The organism is Streptomyces sp. NPDC031049, assembly GCF_055571015.1.
In genome coordinates this window covers 133538-147316 of the sequence record NZ_JBVIGC010000020.1, presented here as the reverse complement: position 1 = coordinate 147316, position 13779 = coordinate 133538, and the positions used below count along the sequence as shown (strand labels likewise).

Genomic DNA, 13779 nt, shown 5'->3' with positions numbered 1-13779 from the left:
CGGGGGGGGGGGGGGGGGGGGGGTGTGCGGGGGGGGGGGGGGGGGGGGGGGTGGGGGGGGGGGGGGGGAGGGGGGGGGGGGAGGGGGGGGGGTGGGGGGGGGGGGGGTCCGGGGTTTTTGTTTCCCCCCCACCGTCGTGTACGCGATGTCCTGGCCGTACGGCGCCACCGCGCGGGCGTCGCGCCTCGCGGTGACCGCGCCGGCGTCACGCCTCGCGGTGCCTGCCGCCGCGGGCGTCGGCCGCGTCGCCGTCGCCGTCCGTGAGACGGCGGAGGGTGTCGTCGACGGCGGGTTCCATGACCTCGCCGAAGATCTCCGCGGTGCGTCGCCGCTCCGCCTCCTGCTGCTCGCGCTCCGCGGCCCGGCGCTCCTCGCGCTCCTTCTCGGCCTTCTCCGCCGCCTCCATCTCCGCGAACACGTCGATGGGGGCCGGCGCCTTGGCCAGGAACACCCAGGTCAGCCATACCGCCAGCAGGAACGGCGGGATCTTGAGGGTGACCAGGACCCAGCCGAGCTGCTCGGTGTCCGCCCACCAGTACAGGGGGAAGAGGATCGCGCACTTGGCGAGCAGGATCGCGCCCCACGCGTAGCTGGCCTTGGCGTAGGCCTTCTTGCGACCCGGGTTGCGGGTGCGCCAGGAGAGGTTCTCCTTGAAGACCGGGCCGAGGATCAGGCCGATCAGGGGCACACCGGCGAGCGTGGTGATGATGTACGCCAGGCCCAGGCCCAGCGTGTAGAGCATGCCGGGCAGATAGAAGTTCTTGGCGTTGTCGGTCATCATCGCGAAGACGACGCCGAAGGCGACACCGAAGACACCGCTGAAGGCGTGCTTGATGGTGTCCTTCATCGCCAGCCGGACGACCACCAGCACCAGCGAGACGGCCAGTGCCGCGATCGCGGACAGATGGAGGTCGTTGTTGATCGTGTAGATCGTGACGAAGAGCAGGCCCGGCAGGACCGTCTCGATCATGCCCCGCACGCCGCCGAAGGCTTCAAAGAGGGCGGCCTCCGTCACCGCCCGCGAGTCGCCCGCTTCGTCCGCTTTCGTGTCTTCGGTCGGCTTGTCGAGGGACGTCACCGGCTACTCCCGTCCGAGGGGTCGTAGTTCGTACTTCGGGTTGAACAGCACCCGGCGGCCCCGGCTCATCGAGATCCGGCCCGATGCGATGAGCCTGCGCCCCGGCTCTATGCCCACGATGGAGCGCCTGCCCAGCCACACCACGTCCAGCGCGGCGGAGCCGTCGAACAGCTCGGCCTCCAGGGCGGGGACGCCCGCCCGCGGTCGCAGGGTGACCGTGCGCAAGGTACCAGTAACCGAGACGATCTGCCGGTCCTGGCAGTCGCAGATGCGGGTGCAGCCGGCCGTGTCCGCGTCCTCCCGCAGCTCCTCGGACTCCAGGTCCTCCTGGGAGGAGGAGAGCCGGTCGAACATGCGCCGGAACCGGCCCGCCGGCTTGCCGGAACGAGGGACACCACTCATACCTGAAGCCTACCGGGGCCCACCGACGGCCAGGCACCCCCACGGCACCGGTATCGCGAGGGTCACTTCTCGAACCGGTAGCCCATGCCGGGCTCGGTGATGAAGTGCCGCGGGTGGGAGGGGTCCGCCTCCAGCTTGCGGCGCAGCTGGGCCATGTAGACGCGCAGATAGTTGGTCTCCGTGCCGTACGACGGGCCCCACACCTCCTGGAGCAGCTGCTTCTGGCTGACCAGCCGGCCGGTGTTGCGCACCAGCACCTCCAGCAGGTGCCACTCCGTGGGCGTCAGCCGGACGTCCTTGCCGCCCCGGGCGACCTTCTTCGCCGCGAGGTCGACGGTGAAGTCCGCGGTCTCCACCAGCACCTCCTCCTCACCGCCGGGCACCGGCTCGGCCCGGCGGACGGCCGCCCGCAGCCGGGCCAGCAGTTCGTCCATGCCGAAGGGCTTGGTGACGTAGTCGTCGGCGCCCGCGTCCAGCGCCTGGACCTTCTCGTCGGAGGAGTGCCGGGCGGACAGCACCAGGACGGGCACCCGGGTCCAGCCGCGCAGGCCCTTGATCACGTCCACGCCGTCCATGTCGGGCAGGCCGAGGTCGAGGACCACCACGTCGGGGTGGCGGGCCGCGGCGAGCCGCAGGGCGGTGGCGCCGTCGTGCGCGGCGTCCACCTCGTAGTGGCGCGCCTTGAGGTTGATCACGAGGGCGCGCACGATCTGCGGCTCGTCGTCGATCACGAGCACCCGGGTCATCGGGCAGCCTGCCTTTCTGCTGTCGGGGCGGGAAGGAGCTCGGGGGGCGAGCCCGCCGCGCGGAGGGTGAGGACCATGGTCAGGCCGCCGCCGGGTGTGTCCTCCGCCTCCAGGGTGCCGCCCATGGCCTCGGCGAACCCGCGGGCCACGGCCAGCCCGAGCCCCACGCCGGAGCCGCGCGGAGCGTCGCCGTACCGCTGGAAGGGCTCGAAGATGCGGTCCTTGGCCTCGTCCGGGACGCCGGGCCCCCGGTCCACGACCCGCACCTCGACCCGGTCGGCGAGGGCGCTGGCGGCGACCAGCACCGGCCGGCCGGGGGGACTGTACTTGACGGCGTTCTCCACCAGGTTGGCCATCGCCCGCTCCAGCAGCCCCGCGTCCACGGCGACCATGGGCAGCGACTCGGGGATGTCCAGGTCCACGGCCGTCTCGGGCACCCCGCCGAGCGCCATCGGCACCACCTCGTCGACGTCGATCTCGCGGATCAGCGGCGTGACCGTACCGGTCTGGAGCCGGGACATGTCGAGCAGGTTGCCGACCAGGTGGTCGAGGCGGTCCGCGCCCTCCTCGATGCCCTCCAGCAGCTCGGCCCGGTCCTCCTCGGACCATGCCACGTCCTCGGAGCGCAGCCCGGTGACGGCGGCCTTGATGCCGGCCAGCGGCGTGCGCAGGTCGTGGCTGACGGCCGCGAGCAGGGCCGTGCGGATGCGGTTGCCCTCGGCCAGCGCGCGGGCCCGGTCGGCCTCCTCGCGCAGCCGCCGCCGGTCCAGGACGACGGCGGCCTGGGCGGCGAACGCGGCCAGCACCCGGCGGTCCGCGGCGGGCAGCACCCGGCCGGTCAGCGCGAGCGCCATGTGGTCCCCGACCGGCATGTCGACGTCGGCGTCCTCGGGGCGCAGCACCGCCGGGCCGGTGCCCGCGCGGCCGGCGCAGGTCCAGGGCGCGACGTCGTCCGTCCGCTCCAGCAGGGCGGCCGACTCCATGCCGAACGTCTCGCGCACCCGTTCGAGCAGTGCCTCCAGGCTGGTCTCACCGCGCAGGACGTCGCCGGCCAGGAAGGACAGGATCTCCGACTCGGCGCGCAACCGGGCCGCCTGGTGGGTGCGACGGGCCGCCAGGTCGACGACGGAGGCCACGGAGACCGCGACGCCGACGAAGATCGCCAGCGCCAGCATGTTCTTCGGGTCGGAGATGGTGATGCGGTGGACCGGCGCGGTGAAGAACCAGTTGAGCAGCAGGGACCCCACCGCGGCCGAGGCGAGCGCCGGGTAGAGCCCGCCGAGCAGGGCCGCGGCGACCGTCAGGGCCAGGTAGAGCAGTACGTCGTTGGCCAGGCCCAGGTGCACGGTGTTCAGCACCAGCGTCAGCAGCAGCGGCCCGGCGAGGCCGACCAGCCAGCCCGAGACGAGCCGGGCCGGCCCCAGCCGGGCGCCTCGGGACACGGGCAGGCCGCGGCCCTTGGCGGCCTCCTCGTGGGTGACGATGTGCACGTCCAGGTCGGGGCCGGACTCGCGGGCGACGGTGGCACCGACGCCGGGTCCGAAGACGTACTGCCAGCTCTTGCGGCGCGAGGAGCCGAGGACGATCTGGGTGGCGTTGACGCCGCGCGCGAAGTCCAGGAGGGCGGCCGGTATGTCGTCACCGACCACGTGGTGGAAGGTGCCGCCGAGGTCCTCCACCAGGGTGCGCTGCACCGCCAGTTCCTTCGGGGACGCGGCGGTCAGCCCGTCGCTGCGGGCTATGTAGACGGCGAGCACCTCGCCGCCGGCGCCCTTCTCGGCGAGCCGCGCCGCCCGGCGTATCAAGGTGCGGCCCTCGGGCCCGCCGGTCAGTCCGACGACGATCCGCTCGCGGGAGCCCCAGATCCGCGACACCCGGTGGTCGCTGCGGTACTGCTTCAGGTACGCGTCGACACGGTCCGCCACCCACAGCAGCGCCAGCTCGCGCAGCGCGGTGAGGTTGCCGGGGCGGAAGTAGTTGGACAGCGCGGCGTCGACCTTGTCCGGCTGGTAGATGTTGCCGTGCGCCATGCGCCGTCGCAGCGCCTGGGGGGACATGTCGACCAGTTCCACCTGGTCGGCGCGGCGCACGACCTCGTCCGGCACCGTCTCCCGCTGCCGTACGCCCGTGATCGACTCCACCACGTCGCCGAGCGACTCCAGGTGCTGGATGTTGACGGTCGAGATCACGTCGATCCCGGCGGCCAGCAGTTCCTCCACGTCCTGCCAGCGCTTGGTGTTGCGGGTGCCGGGGACGTTGGTGTGCGCCAGTTCGTCGACGAGGGCCACCTTGGGGCGGCGGGCCAGCACCGCGTCCAGGTCCATCTCGGTGAAGGCGGCGCCGCGGTGCTCCAGCCGCCGGCGGGGCACCTGCTCCAGGCCGTGGAGCAGCACCTCGGTGCGCTGCCGGCCGTGGTGCTCGACGAACGCCACCACGCAGTCCGTACCGCGCTCGACGCGGCGGTGGGCCTCGGAGAGCATGGCGTACGTCTTGCCCACGCCCGGTGCCGCCCCGAGGTAGATCCGTAGCTTGCCGCGTCCCATGGCCTCATTGTCTTCCGGTCAACTGCTGACTGCGCAGCGTCGACCTTACGGCCAACAATCCCGACAAATGCGGGCCGGGTACGCCCGGAACCGGTCTTTGACGCAACTCTGACGCCGGCCGTCGTCACTGCTCTGACGCCGGCGGCCGTCACTGCTCGACGATCACTGCTCGACGATCTCTCCGTCGCGCAGTTCCAGCACACGGTCGGCCAGGTCGAGCAGGGTCGCGTCGTGCGTGGCGACCAGCGCGGTGACGTGTTCGCTGCGGACGACGGCCCGCAGCAGCTCCATCACGGCGTGCCCGGTCTCCGCGTCGAGCTGGCCGGTCGGCTCGTCGGCGATCAGCAGGGCGGGCCGGTTGGCGAGGGCCCGGGCGACGGCGACCCGCTGCTGCTGGCCGCCGGACAGCTCGCCGGGCCGCTGGGCGGCGTGGTCGGCGAGGCCGACCAGGGACAGCAGCAGGTCGACGCGTTCCTCGCGCTCGCGCGGATCGGCCCGGCGCAGCCGCAGGGGTACGCCCACGTTCTCGGCGGCGGTGAGGATCGGGATGAGCCCGAAGGACTGGAAGACGAAGCCGATCCGGTCGCGGCGCAGGGCCAGCAGCCCGTCCTCGTCCAGCCCGCCCAGCTCGACACCGTCGACCGTGACGCGCCCGGCGTCCGGGCTGTCGAGGCCGCCGACGATGTTGAGGAGCGTGGTCTTGCCCGACCCCGAGCGCCCCTTCAGGGCGACCAGCTCCCCGCGGGGCACCTCGAAGGAGACGCCGCGCAGCGCGTGCACGGCGGCGTCGCCGCGGCCGTAGGACTTGCGCACGTCCTCGACGCGCAGCATGGTCTCGGTCTGCGTGATCACCTGTGGCACGTGCCCTCCCCCGCCGGAACCGGGCGTCAGTATCACCGGGGAACGGCCGCCGGTTCAACGACCGCGCACACGCCGACCTCTGCCGCCGGTTGCGGTGCCGGGGGGCGGGGGGGACGCCCACCGGCAACGGTTGCGAGGTTGCTCTGTGGCTTCTGCATCTGGTGGTGCAGAAGGGGAGAGCGTGCCCGGCGAGTGAGGCCGTGTCCCGCCGGTGGGCAGTGACTGGACGTTCCGCGCATGACAAAAAGAGGCCGGGCCCCCGATCCGGGGCCCGGCCTCGCTCACGGCTGTGTACGGCCCTCCGCCGTCACCGGACCTCGGTGATCTCCGGGCCCCGCTGGAGCCGGGTCATGCCGCCGGAGAAGCGGGAACCCTCCTCCTGCTGGACGCCCTCGGGGACCATCTGCGCGTCGTTCGGCAGCTTCAGCACGATCGGGTCGCGGGGCGCCATCGGGCCCTCGCCGCGGACCACGACCGTGTCACGGAAGATCTGCTCCAGCAGACCGGCCGCCTCCGGCTGCACCGCGCCCTGACCGGAGATCACCCCGCGCAGGAACCAGCGGGGGCCGTCGACGCCGACGAAGCGCACGACCTGGAAGCCGCCCGTGCCGTCCGGCAACTGCACCGGCACCTGGGCGCGCAGCTCCCAGCCGAGCGGGCCCTCGACCTCGTCGATGATGCCACCCTGCTGGGTGATGCCGGTCGCGATCTCCTCGCGCACCTCGGACCAGATGCCCTCGCGCTTGGGCGCGGCGAAGGCCTGGAGCTGGACGGCGCTGTCGCGCAGCACGACGGTCGCCGCGACGATCGCGTCGCCCGCGACCTCGACCCGCAGTTCCATGCCGTCGACGCCCGGCACGAACATGCCGCCCAGGTCCACCCGGCCCTCGGCCGGGTCGCGGACCTCGGTGCTGTCCCAGGGCCCGTCGGGCCGCGGCCCGGGCTCGAGCCGCACCCGCTCGCCCTCGTCGTCCGCCTCGGTGTCGACGCTGTCGACGACCTGCTCGGCCTCGCCGGCCGCGTCCTCGGCGGCACCCTTCCTCTTGCGACGTCCGAACACGTCACTGTCCTTCCCGGTCGGATACGACCGAAGCGTATCGATTCCCACCCGTCGGGCCGCCCTCGGCGACCTGACCGCTTGTGCCGCTTGTTGTGCCGCTTGCAGGCCCCGTCCCGGCGTGGCCACCGGTGGACCCGAAGCCCCCCTCGGCCCGTGCCGAGTCGGGAAGCTCCGCGACCTCGCGGAAGCGGACCCTCTCGACCTGCTGGACGACCAGTTGGGCGATCCGGTCGAAGCGCTCGAACCGCACGGCTTCGCGCGGGTCGAGATTCACCACGATCACCTTGATCTCCCCACGGTACCCGGCATCAATCGTCCCCGGGGCATTCACGAGGGCGACACCGCAGCGGGCGGCGAGGCCGGAACGCGGGTGCACGAAGGCCGCGTACCCCTCCGGGAGCGCCACAGACACGCCCGTGGGCAGGACGGCCCGCTCACCGGGGCCGAGTTCGCAGGCGACGGTGGTGCGCAGATCGGCGCCCGCGTCGCCGGGGTGCGCGTACGCCGGGAGCGGTACGTCGGGGTCGACGCGCCTGAGCAGGATGTCGAGCGGCGCGCGGCTCACGGGTTCACCTCGAAGGCGCGGGCGCGACGGAGCTGGTCCGGGTCGTCCATGGCGGCGCGGATCTCCTCCTCGCGGCCGTGGTTGACGAAGTGCTCGACCTTGACCTCGATGAACACGGCGTCGGCGCGCACGGCGACGGGGCCGTCGGGGCCGCCGATCCGGCCGGTGGCCGTGGAGTAGATCTTGCGTCCGGCGACCGCGGTCGCCTCGGCCGTCAGGTGCAGCGTGGTGCCCACCGGGACGGGCCGCAGGAAGTCGGTCTCCAGCCGTCCGGTGACGGCGATGGTCCGCAGCAGCCAGTTCAGCGAGCCGAGGGTCTCGTCCAGTGCGGTGGCGAGCACGCCGCCGTGCGCCAGGCCGGGGGCGCCCTGGTGGGAGGGCTGCACGGTGAACTCGGCGGTGATCGACACCCCTTCGCCGGCCCGCGCCTGGAGGTGCAGTCCGTGGGGCTGGTCGCCGCCGCAGCCGAAGCACTGGCCGTAGTGGGCGCCGAGCAGTTCGCCGGGAGCGGGGGCGTCGGGGTGCCGAACGGGTCGCGCCGCGTCGGCGGGGGGCTGAAGAGCTGCGGAAGTACCACTCACAGGCGCAGACCTTACCCGCGCGTCGGCCCTGCGCCGATCCCGTGCCAAGCTTGGCTCCATGCAGCTCTCCGCCACCCCGTACGAAGAACGTCTCACCGCGCCCCGTTCCTGGTGGTTCGGTTCCTTTCTGCTGGGGCTCGCGGCGGCCCTGATCCTGCTGCCGTTCGGCACGCTGCCGATGCTCGGCGGGCTGGCCGGCGGCACGGCGGTGGCGGCCGTCGCCGCCAGCTCCTACGGCTCGGTCCGCATCCGCGTCGTGGGCGACGCGTTGATCGCGGGCGACGCCCGGATCCCGGTGGCGGCGCTGGGCGAGGCGGAGGTGCTCGACGCGGAGGAGGCCCGCGCCTGGCGCACCTACAAGGCCGACACCCGTGCCTTCCTGCTGCTGCGCGCCTACATCCCGACGGCACTGCGGGTGGAGGTCACCGACCCCGACGACCCGACGCCGTACCTCTACCTGTCGACCCGGGAGCCGGAACGCCTGGCGGAGGCCCTGCGGGCGGCGAGGGCGGCGGCGTAGCCGGGGTGCGCGGGGTGCCCCGCGCCGGCGGCTGACGCACCCCTGTGCCGTCCGCCGTCGGTGTGCGGGCGCCTCCCGCCGAGGGAGTTCGGAGGCGGGCGGGTTCCCGGGTCCCGGGCCGCGTCGTCGGTCCCGGTACGGCCCTGGCCTCTCCCGGCTCCTCCCCTGCCGCTCGGGGGTCACCCCGTCCCGTGCCGCTCGGGGCTCAGGGGGACGCGTCGACGTGTTCCTCGTCGGGACCGGTCAGCGGTCGCCGAATCCCGGGCCGCGCCCGAGCCGCTTCGGGGCCTCGCCCATGTCCAGGGCGTCGGGCGGCGTCTCCAGGGCCGGCAGGTCCGGCAGCGCGTCCCACGGCACCTGGCGCTTGCGCAGGTCGTCCCGGATGCGCGCGGCGAGCTTTCTGGTGTCGCGGCGGTTCATCACGGCGCCCACGGCGGCTCCCACCATGAACGGCATCAGGTTGGGCAGGTTGCGCACCATCCGCTTCATGATCTGCTGCCGCAGCTGGCGCTTCATGTGGCCGTTCATCGCCGCGCCGATGGTCGACGGCTTGGTGACGTCGATGCCGCGCTCGTCGGACCAGGCGTTCAGATACGCCGTGCTGCGCTGGGTGAGCGCGCCCGGCGGGCGCAGGCCGTAGACCTCGTGGAGTTCGGCGATCAGCTTCAGCTCGATCGCCGCGACGCCGGTGACCTCCGCGGCCAGTTCCGCGGGCATGGCCGGCGGCACGGGCAGCATCGCCGCCGCGCCGATCCCCGCTCCGACCGTCGCCGTGCCCTTGGCGGCACCGGCCACGAGCCGGTCGGCCAGCTCCTCGGGGCCGAGGCCCGGGAACTGCTTGCGGAGCGTCGCCAGGTCCCGTACGGGGACCCGTGGCGCGATGTCGATGATCCGGTCGGCGAGATGCGCCAGGGCCGTCCTGGCGCGGTCGCCGCCCTTGCGAATGCCGTCGCCGGCCCTCTCCCGGAACACCGCCGCCCGGCGTCGGGCAGCGGGCGCGGGAGCCGCCGTGGGGACCGGGAGGTCACTCCGGTCGCTCGGGCCGGCAGCCGGTTCGAGCGAGGCCGTTCCCTGATCGGTCGGGCCTCGCTCGTCGTCACGCGCGCGGTGCGGGCCGTCGGACGGCCCTTGGTCCGCTCCCCGCTTGGAGAAGCGGCGCTTCCAAGGAGGGGTCGAGCCAGTCACGGCCGACCCCGCCTCAGTCGCAGTCGCGGCAGATCGGCTGGCCGTTCTTCTCCCGGGCCAGCTGGCTGCGGTGGTGTACCAGGAAGCAGCTCATGCACGTGAACTCGTCCTGCTGCTTCGGAAGAACTCGAACGGCCAGCTCCTCGTTCGAGAGGTCGGCGCCGGGAAGCTCGAGGCCCTCTGCGGCCTCGAACTCGTCGACGTCCACGGCGGAGGCCGACTTGTCGTTCCGCCGGGCCTTGAGTTCTTCGAGGCTGTCCGAGTCGACGTCGTCGTCGGTCTTGCGTGGAGTGTCGTAATCGGTTGCCATGTCGCTCTCCCCCTCTGGGTGTCTGCGGTGTCTCCAGCGCACGTAACGCGTGAGAGGCCGGACTTGTGCCCGACCCGAGGCGGAGATTTTGCCTCACATCAAGGTCTGTTACTCAATCGACACCCAACCGGACTCCTCATGAGTGATCGGCTTGGATGGCGAAGGGGACCGTACACGGTCCGATTGCCGCACCTCAAAGGCGCCTCACCGTGTACTTCCCGTGATCAGGGCACCGGAAAACCCGGATTATCCCGACTTTCCGACAGGGTGCATGATCACGGAGAGTAGATGGCCGGAAAATCGCCGTTGTGATCGATCACACATGGGCCGACAGGGTCGACGGCCCGGAAATTACGCGCAAAGCGAACATTCCCGAGGGCGGCCAGGCGATCGAGGTCATGATCTCAGATCGGCAGGGTCACCCGCATCACGAGCCCACCTCCCTCGCGCGGCTGGGCGTAGATGTGGCCGCCGTGCGCCCGGGCCACGGACCGGGCGATGGACAGACCGAGCCCGACGCCCTTGTCGCTGCCCGTCCGCTCCGTGCGCAGCCGGCGGAACGGCTCGAAGAGGTTGTCGATCTCGTACGCCGGCACGACCGGCCCGGTGTTGGTGACGACCAGGACCGCTTGTCCGTGCTCGACCTCGGTGGTGACCTCGACCCAGCCGTCCTCGGCGACGTTGTAGCGCACGGCGTTCTGCACCAGGTTCAACGCGATGCGCTCCAGCAGCACGCCGTTGCCCTGCACGACGGCCGGCGCCCGCTCACCGCGGATCGCGACACCCTTGGCCTCCGCCTCGGCGCGCACCTGGTCGATCGCCTGCGTGGCGACCTCCGCCAGGTCCACCGGCTTGCGCTCGACGATCTGGTTGTCGCTGCGCGCGAGCAGCAGCAGGCCCTCGACGAGCTGCTCGCTGCGCTCGTTGGTGGCCAGCAGCGTCTTGCCGAGCTGCTGGAGCTCCACCGGCGCGTTCGGGTCCGACAGGTGCACTTCCAGGAGCGTGCGGTTGATCGCCAGCGGGGTGCGCAGCTCGTGCGAGGCGTTGCCGACGAAGCGCTGCTGGGCGGTGAACGCCCGCTGGAGCCGCTCCAGCATGTCGTCGAAGGTGTCCGCCAGCTCCTTCAGCTCGTCGTCCGGGCCGTCCAGCTCGATCCGGCGGGAGAGGTCGGAGCCGGCCACCGCGCGGGCGGTGCGGGTGATGCGGCCCAGCGGCGACAGGACCCGGCCGGCCATGGCGTAGCCGAAGGCGAAGGCGATCACGGCGAGGCCGAGGAGGGCCAGCAGCGAGCGGCTGAGCAGGCTGTCCAGGGCGTGCCGGCGCTGCTCGTTGACGCAGGCGTTCATGGCGTCGTTGAACTCGCTGGGCGGCGCCTGCCGCGGCAGGTCGCAGACGCTGCTGGTGACGTGCCCGTCGGTGATCTCGAAGGGCAGGTCGCTGCCGACGTTCATCGCCTCGGCCGCCAGCAGGTAGATGATCGACAGCAGCAGGATGCCGGCGATCAGGAACATGCCGCCGTACAGCAGCGTGAGCCGTATCCGGATGGTCGGCCGCAGCCACGGGAACGGTGCCGGCTGGCGCGGGTCCCAGGTGGGCTTCGGCGGTGTCTGGGGAGGCGCGGGTGTGGGGGTGGAGGCCATGGGCGATCAGATCCGGTAACCCGAGCCGGGCACGGTGACGATCACCGGCGGCTCGCCCAGCTTGCGGCGCAGGGTCATGACGGTCACCCGGACCACGTTGGTGAACGGGTCGGTGTTCTCGTCCCAGGCCTTCTCCAGGAGCTGCTCGGCGGAGACCACCGCGCCCTCGCTGCGCATCAGCACCTCCAGGACGGCGAACTCCTTGGGCGCCAGCTGCACCTCCTTGCCGTCGCGGAACACCTCGCGGCGGTTGGGGTCCAGCTTGATGCCGGCGCGCTCCAGGACGGGCGGCAGCGGCACGCTGGTACGCCGGCCGAGCGCGCGCACACGCGCGATCAGCTCGCTGAAGGCGAACGGCTTGGGCAGATAGTCGTCGGCGCCGATCTCCAGGCCCTCGACCCGGTCGCTGACGTCGCCGGACGCCGTGAGCATCAGCACACGCGTGGGCATGCCGAGTTCGACGATCCTGCGGCAGACGTCGTCGCCGTGCACGAGCGGGAGGTCGCGGTCGAGGACGACCACGTCGTAGTCGTTGACGCCGATGCGCTCCAGGGCGGCCGCACCGTCGTACACGACGTCGACGGCCATGGCCTCCCGGCGCAGTCCGGTGGCCACCGCATCGGCGAGCAGCTGCTCGTCCTCGACGACGAGTACGCGCACGTCGCTTGTCCTTCCTGTGTCCACCCGCGCGGGAGCCGCTCCGGGCACGCGCGGGCAGGGGTCTGGTGGGTGTGTTGCCTCCATCCTGCCCTTTTCGGCCATAAGTCGGCTGTAAGGCGGCCGAGGGCGCCGGCCGGCCCCGGACCGCGCTGGGGGGAATGCGGGATTTTCTCGCGTGGTTGAGGTTTCCGCGGAAGGGAGCTGGGGGAGGACGGCTTTACACCCCGCGATCACGCTCTGCCGTACCGCACGACCAGCGGTGCGCAGCTGTCCGCTTCCCGCAGGGCGGGCGGGGGTGCCCGGCACCGTCGCCGCCCGGCGAAGCGGTGCGCCGGGCGCCCTCAGTCAGACGTGATCGCCCCTTCCGAACGGCACACCCCCGTGCCATCGACCCACGACCCAGGACGAGGGGGCGCAGCATGGACGCTTTCACCGCAGGACTTCTGCAGCGCATAAAGGCGACCGAGTCCGACCTGTCGCGGGCCCGTGACGAGGGCGACGACTTCCTCGTCGAGGTGGAGCTGGGCGAGCTGGACGACCTCCGCCGCCTCGCTGCCGAGCACGGTGTCGAGGTCGGCACGTCCGGCGTCTGACCCGCCCGCGAACGAACCGAACAGCGAAAGACCCCGGCGAGATCCAGCGCCGGGGTCTTTTCGCTGCCTTCGCGCTGCCACGGGTCTCCTCGCCGCCGGGGTCTCCTCGCCGCCGGCGTCGTCCCTCAGGCTGGGTCGTCCCTCTGGCTGGGCCGTTCGCCGGCGACGGCGGGAGTGGCCCCGCGGGCGGCCCGGACGGCGGGGGTCAGCCCCGCCAGACCCCCGCGTCCTCCAGGAGCCCCTGGAGGGGCTCGAAGACGCCCGGTGAGGCCGCGATCGCCATGTCGCCCGACGGGCGCTCACCGGGGCGTCCACCGGTGCGCGCGCCCGCCTCCCGGGCGATCAGGTCGCCCGCGGCCATGTCCCACGGGTGCAGCCCGCGCTCGTAGTAGCCGTCCAGCCGGCCCGCGGCCACGTCGCACAGGTCGATCGCGGCCGAGCCGCCCCGCCGGATGTCGCGCACCCGCGGGATCAGCCGCCGGGCGACGTCGGCCTGGTGGGCGCGGACCTCGGCGACGTAGTTGAAGCCGGTGGAGATCAGGGCCTGGTCGAGGGGCGGGGAGGGGCGGCAGGCGAGGGCCCGTTCGCCCGCCCAGGGGCCCGTGGCCCAGGCGCCGGCGCCCCGGACGGCCAGGTACGTCTCCTGCCGCATCGGCGCCGCGACCACGCCGACGACGGTCTCGCCGTCCTGTTCGGCGGCGACCGAGACCGCCCACGTGGGCAGGCCGTAGAGGTAGTTCACCGTGCCGTCGAGCGGGTCGATCACCCAGCGGACGCCGCTGGTGCCCTCGGTGGAGGCGCCCTCCTCGCCGAGGATGCCGTCGTCCGGACGGCGCTCGGCGATCAGGCCGGTGATCAGCTTCTCGGCCGCGATGTCCATCTCGGTGACCACGTCGACGGTGCTGGACTTGGTCGCGGCGACCGAGAGGTCCGCGGGACGGCCGTCGCGCAGCAGGTCGCCGGCGCGGGCGGCGGCCTCCTGGGCGAGCCGGAGCAGTTCCGCGTGCAGGGGGTCGGTCACGTCGGTCACGGGGC

General features: G+C 72.7%; 15 protein-coding genes. 2 read left to right on the top strand and 13 right to left on the bottom strand.

Features of this window, described 5'->3' with window-relative positions; all coding sequences use genetic code 11:
• Positions 1-205: 205 nt before the first annotated feature.
• The 8 genes from ACZ45Q_RS28645 to ACZ45Q_RS28610 form a co-directional block, all read right to left on the bottom strand.
• Positions 206-1078: a DUF3159 domain-containing protein gene (locus tag ACZ45Q_RS28645; protein ID WP_468266528.1), complete on the bottom strand. Its 873-nt coding sequence runs from the start codon at positions 1076-1078 to the stop codon at positions 206-208.
• Positions 1079-1081: 3 nt separating this feature from the next.
• The gene (locus ACZ45Q_RS28640; protein WP_468266526.1) at positions 1082-1480 is read right to left on the bottom strand and encodes an OB-fold nucleic acid binding domain-containing protein; all 399 of its coding nucleotides are present in this window, start codon (positions 1478-1480) and stop codon (positions 1082-1084) included.
• 62 nt (positions 1481-1542) lie between these two features.
• A complete protein-coding gene (locus ACZ45Q_RS28635; protein WP_468266524.1) occupies positions 1543-2226 on the bottom strand; it encodes a response regulator in 684 nt (227 codons plus the stop codon).
• Positions 2223-4769, bottom strand: a complete 2547-nt coding sequence (locus tag ACZ45Q_RS28630) for an ATP-binding protein (protein WP_468266522.1) — start codon at positions 4767-4769, stop codon at positions 2223-2225. The genes ACZ45Q_RS28635 and ACZ45Q_RS28630 overlap by 4 nt, the downstream gene beginning before the upstream one ends.
• Positions 4770-4931: 162 nt before the next feature.
• The gene (locus ACZ45Q_RS28625; RefSeq protein WP_468266536.1) at positions 4932-5600 is read right to left on the bottom strand and encodes an ABC transporter ATP-binding protein; all 669 of its coding nucleotides are present in this window, start codon (positions 5598-5600) and stop codon (positions 4932-4934) included.
• Between the two features lie 337 nt (positions 5601-5937).
• Entirely contained in the window at positions 5938-6690 is a 753-nt protein-coding gene (locus ACZ45Q_RS28620; protein WP_468266520.1) for a DUF3710 domain-containing protein, read from the bottom strand.
• Position 6691: 1 nt separating this feature from the next.
• On the bottom strand, positions 6692-7255 hold the full coding sequence (dut, locus tag ACZ45Q_RS28615) for a dUTP diphosphatase (RefSeq protein WP_468266518.1): 564 nt from the start codon (positions 7253-7255) through the stop codon (positions 6692-6694).
• Positions 7252-7836 (bottom strand): PaaI family thioesterase, encoded by a 585-nt coding sequence (locus ACZ45Q_RS28610; protein WP_468266516.1) that lies wholly within the window; start codon positions 7834-7836, stop codon positions 7252-7254. The genes dut and ACZ45Q_RS28610 overlap by 4 nt, the downstream gene beginning before the upstream one ends.
• A gap of 58 nt (positions 7837-7894) precedes the next feature.
• Here ACZ45Q_RS28610 and ACZ45Q_RS28605 point away from each other — a divergent pair, with 58 nt between their 5' ends.
• Positions 7895-8356 carry a DUF3093 domain-containing protein gene (locus ACZ45Q_RS28605; RefSeq protein ID WP_468266514.1) on the top strand — a complete coding sequence of 154 codons (462 nt, stop codon included), beginning with the start codon at positions 7895-7897 and terminating at the stop codon, positions 8354-8356.
• A gap of 243 nt (positions 8357-8599) precedes the next feature.
• On the opposite strand, the gene ACZ45Q_RS28600 is transcribed toward ACZ45Q_RS28605, so the two are convergent.
• The 4 genes from ACZ45Q_RS28600 to ACZ45Q_RS28585 all read right to left on the bottom strand — a co-directional run bounded on the left by ACZ45Q_RS28600 (position 8600) and on the right by ACZ45Q_RS28585 (position 12151).
• The gene (locus ACZ45Q_RS28600; RefSeq protein ID WP_468266512.1) at positions 8600-9541 is read right to left on the bottom strand and encodes a hypothetical protein; all 942 of its coding nucleotides are present in this window, start codon (positions 9539-9541) and stop codon (positions 8600-8602) included.
• A 13-nt stretch (positions 9542-9554) separates the two neighbouring features.
• Entirely contained in the window at positions 9555-9851 is a 297-nt protein-coding gene (locus tag ACZ45Q_RS28595) for a DUF4193 domain-containing protein (RefSeq protein WP_003993510.1), read from the bottom strand.
• A 404-nt stretch (positions 9852-10255) separates the two neighbouring features.
• On the bottom strand, positions 10256-11491 hold the full coding sequence (locus tag ACZ45Q_RS28590) for a sensor histidine kinase (RefSeq protein WP_468266510.1): 1236 nt from the start codon (positions 11489-11491) through the stop codon (positions 10256-10258).
• A 6-nt stretch (positions 11492-11497) separates the two neighbouring features.
• Positions 11498-12151, bottom strand: a complete 654-nt coding sequence (locus tag ACZ45Q_RS28585; RefSeq protein ID WP_007387794.1) for a response regulator transcription factor — start codon at positions 12149-12151, stop codon at positions 11498-11500.
• Between the two features lie 419 nt (positions 12152-12570).
• On the opposite strand from ACZ45Q_RS28585, the gene ACZ45Q_RS28580 reads away from it, so the two are divergent.
• Complete coding sequence (locus tag ACZ45Q_RS28580; RefSeq protein ID WP_468266508.1) at positions 12571-12744, top strand: hypothetical protein; 174 nt, start codon at positions 12571-12573, stop codon at positions 12742-12744.
• Positions 12745-12949: 205 nt separating this feature from the next.
• Here the strand turns inward: ACZ45Q_RS28580 and ACZ45Q_RS28575 are convergent, their stop codons facing one another.
• The gene (locus ACZ45Q_RS28575; RefSeq protein ID WP_468266534.1) at positions 12950-13765 is read right to left on the bottom strand and encodes an inositol monophosphatase family protein; all 816 of its coding nucleotides are present in this window, start codon (positions 13763-13765) and stop codon (positions 12950-12952) included.
• Between the last annotated feature and the right edge of the window lie 14 nt (positions 13766-13779).

Excerpts from the sequence above, each read along its gene's own strand:
- ACZ45Q_RS28640 (WP_468266526.1), bottom strand. The coding sequence starts at position 1,480 with ATGAGTGGTGTCCCTCGTTCCGGCAAGCCGGCGGGCCGGTTCCGGCGC.
- ACZ45Q_RS28635 (WP_468266524.1), bottom strand. The coding sequence starts at position 2,226 with ATGACCCGGGTGCTCGTGATCGACGACGAGCCGCAGATCGTGCGCGCC.
- ACZ45Q_RS28630 (WP_468266522.1), bottom strand. The coding sequence starts at position 4,769 with ATGGGACGCGGCAAGCTACGGATCTACCTCGGGGCGGCACCGGGCGTG.
- ACZ45Q_RS28625 (WP_468266536.1), bottom strand. The coding sequence starts at position 5,600 with ATGCTGCGCGTCGAGGACGTGCGCAAGTCCTACGGCCGCGGCGACGCC.
- ACZ45Q_RS28605 (WP_468266514.1), top strand. The coding sequence starts at position 7,895 with ATGCAGCTCTCCGCCACCCCGTACGAAGAACGTCTCACCGCGCCCCGT.
- ACZ45Q_RS28595 (WP_003993510.1), bottom strand. The coding sequence starts at position 9,851 with ATGGCAACCGATTACGACACTCCACGCAAGACCGACGACGACGTCGAC.
- ACZ45Q_RS28590 (WP_468266510.1), bottom strand. The coding sequence starts at position 11,491 with ATGGCCTCCACCCCCACACCCGCGCCTCCCCAGACACCGCCGAAGCCC.
- ACZ45Q_RS28580 (WP_468266508.1), top strand. The coding sequence starts at position 12,571 with ATGGACGCTTTCACCGCAGGACTTCTGCAGCGCATAAAGGCGACCGAG.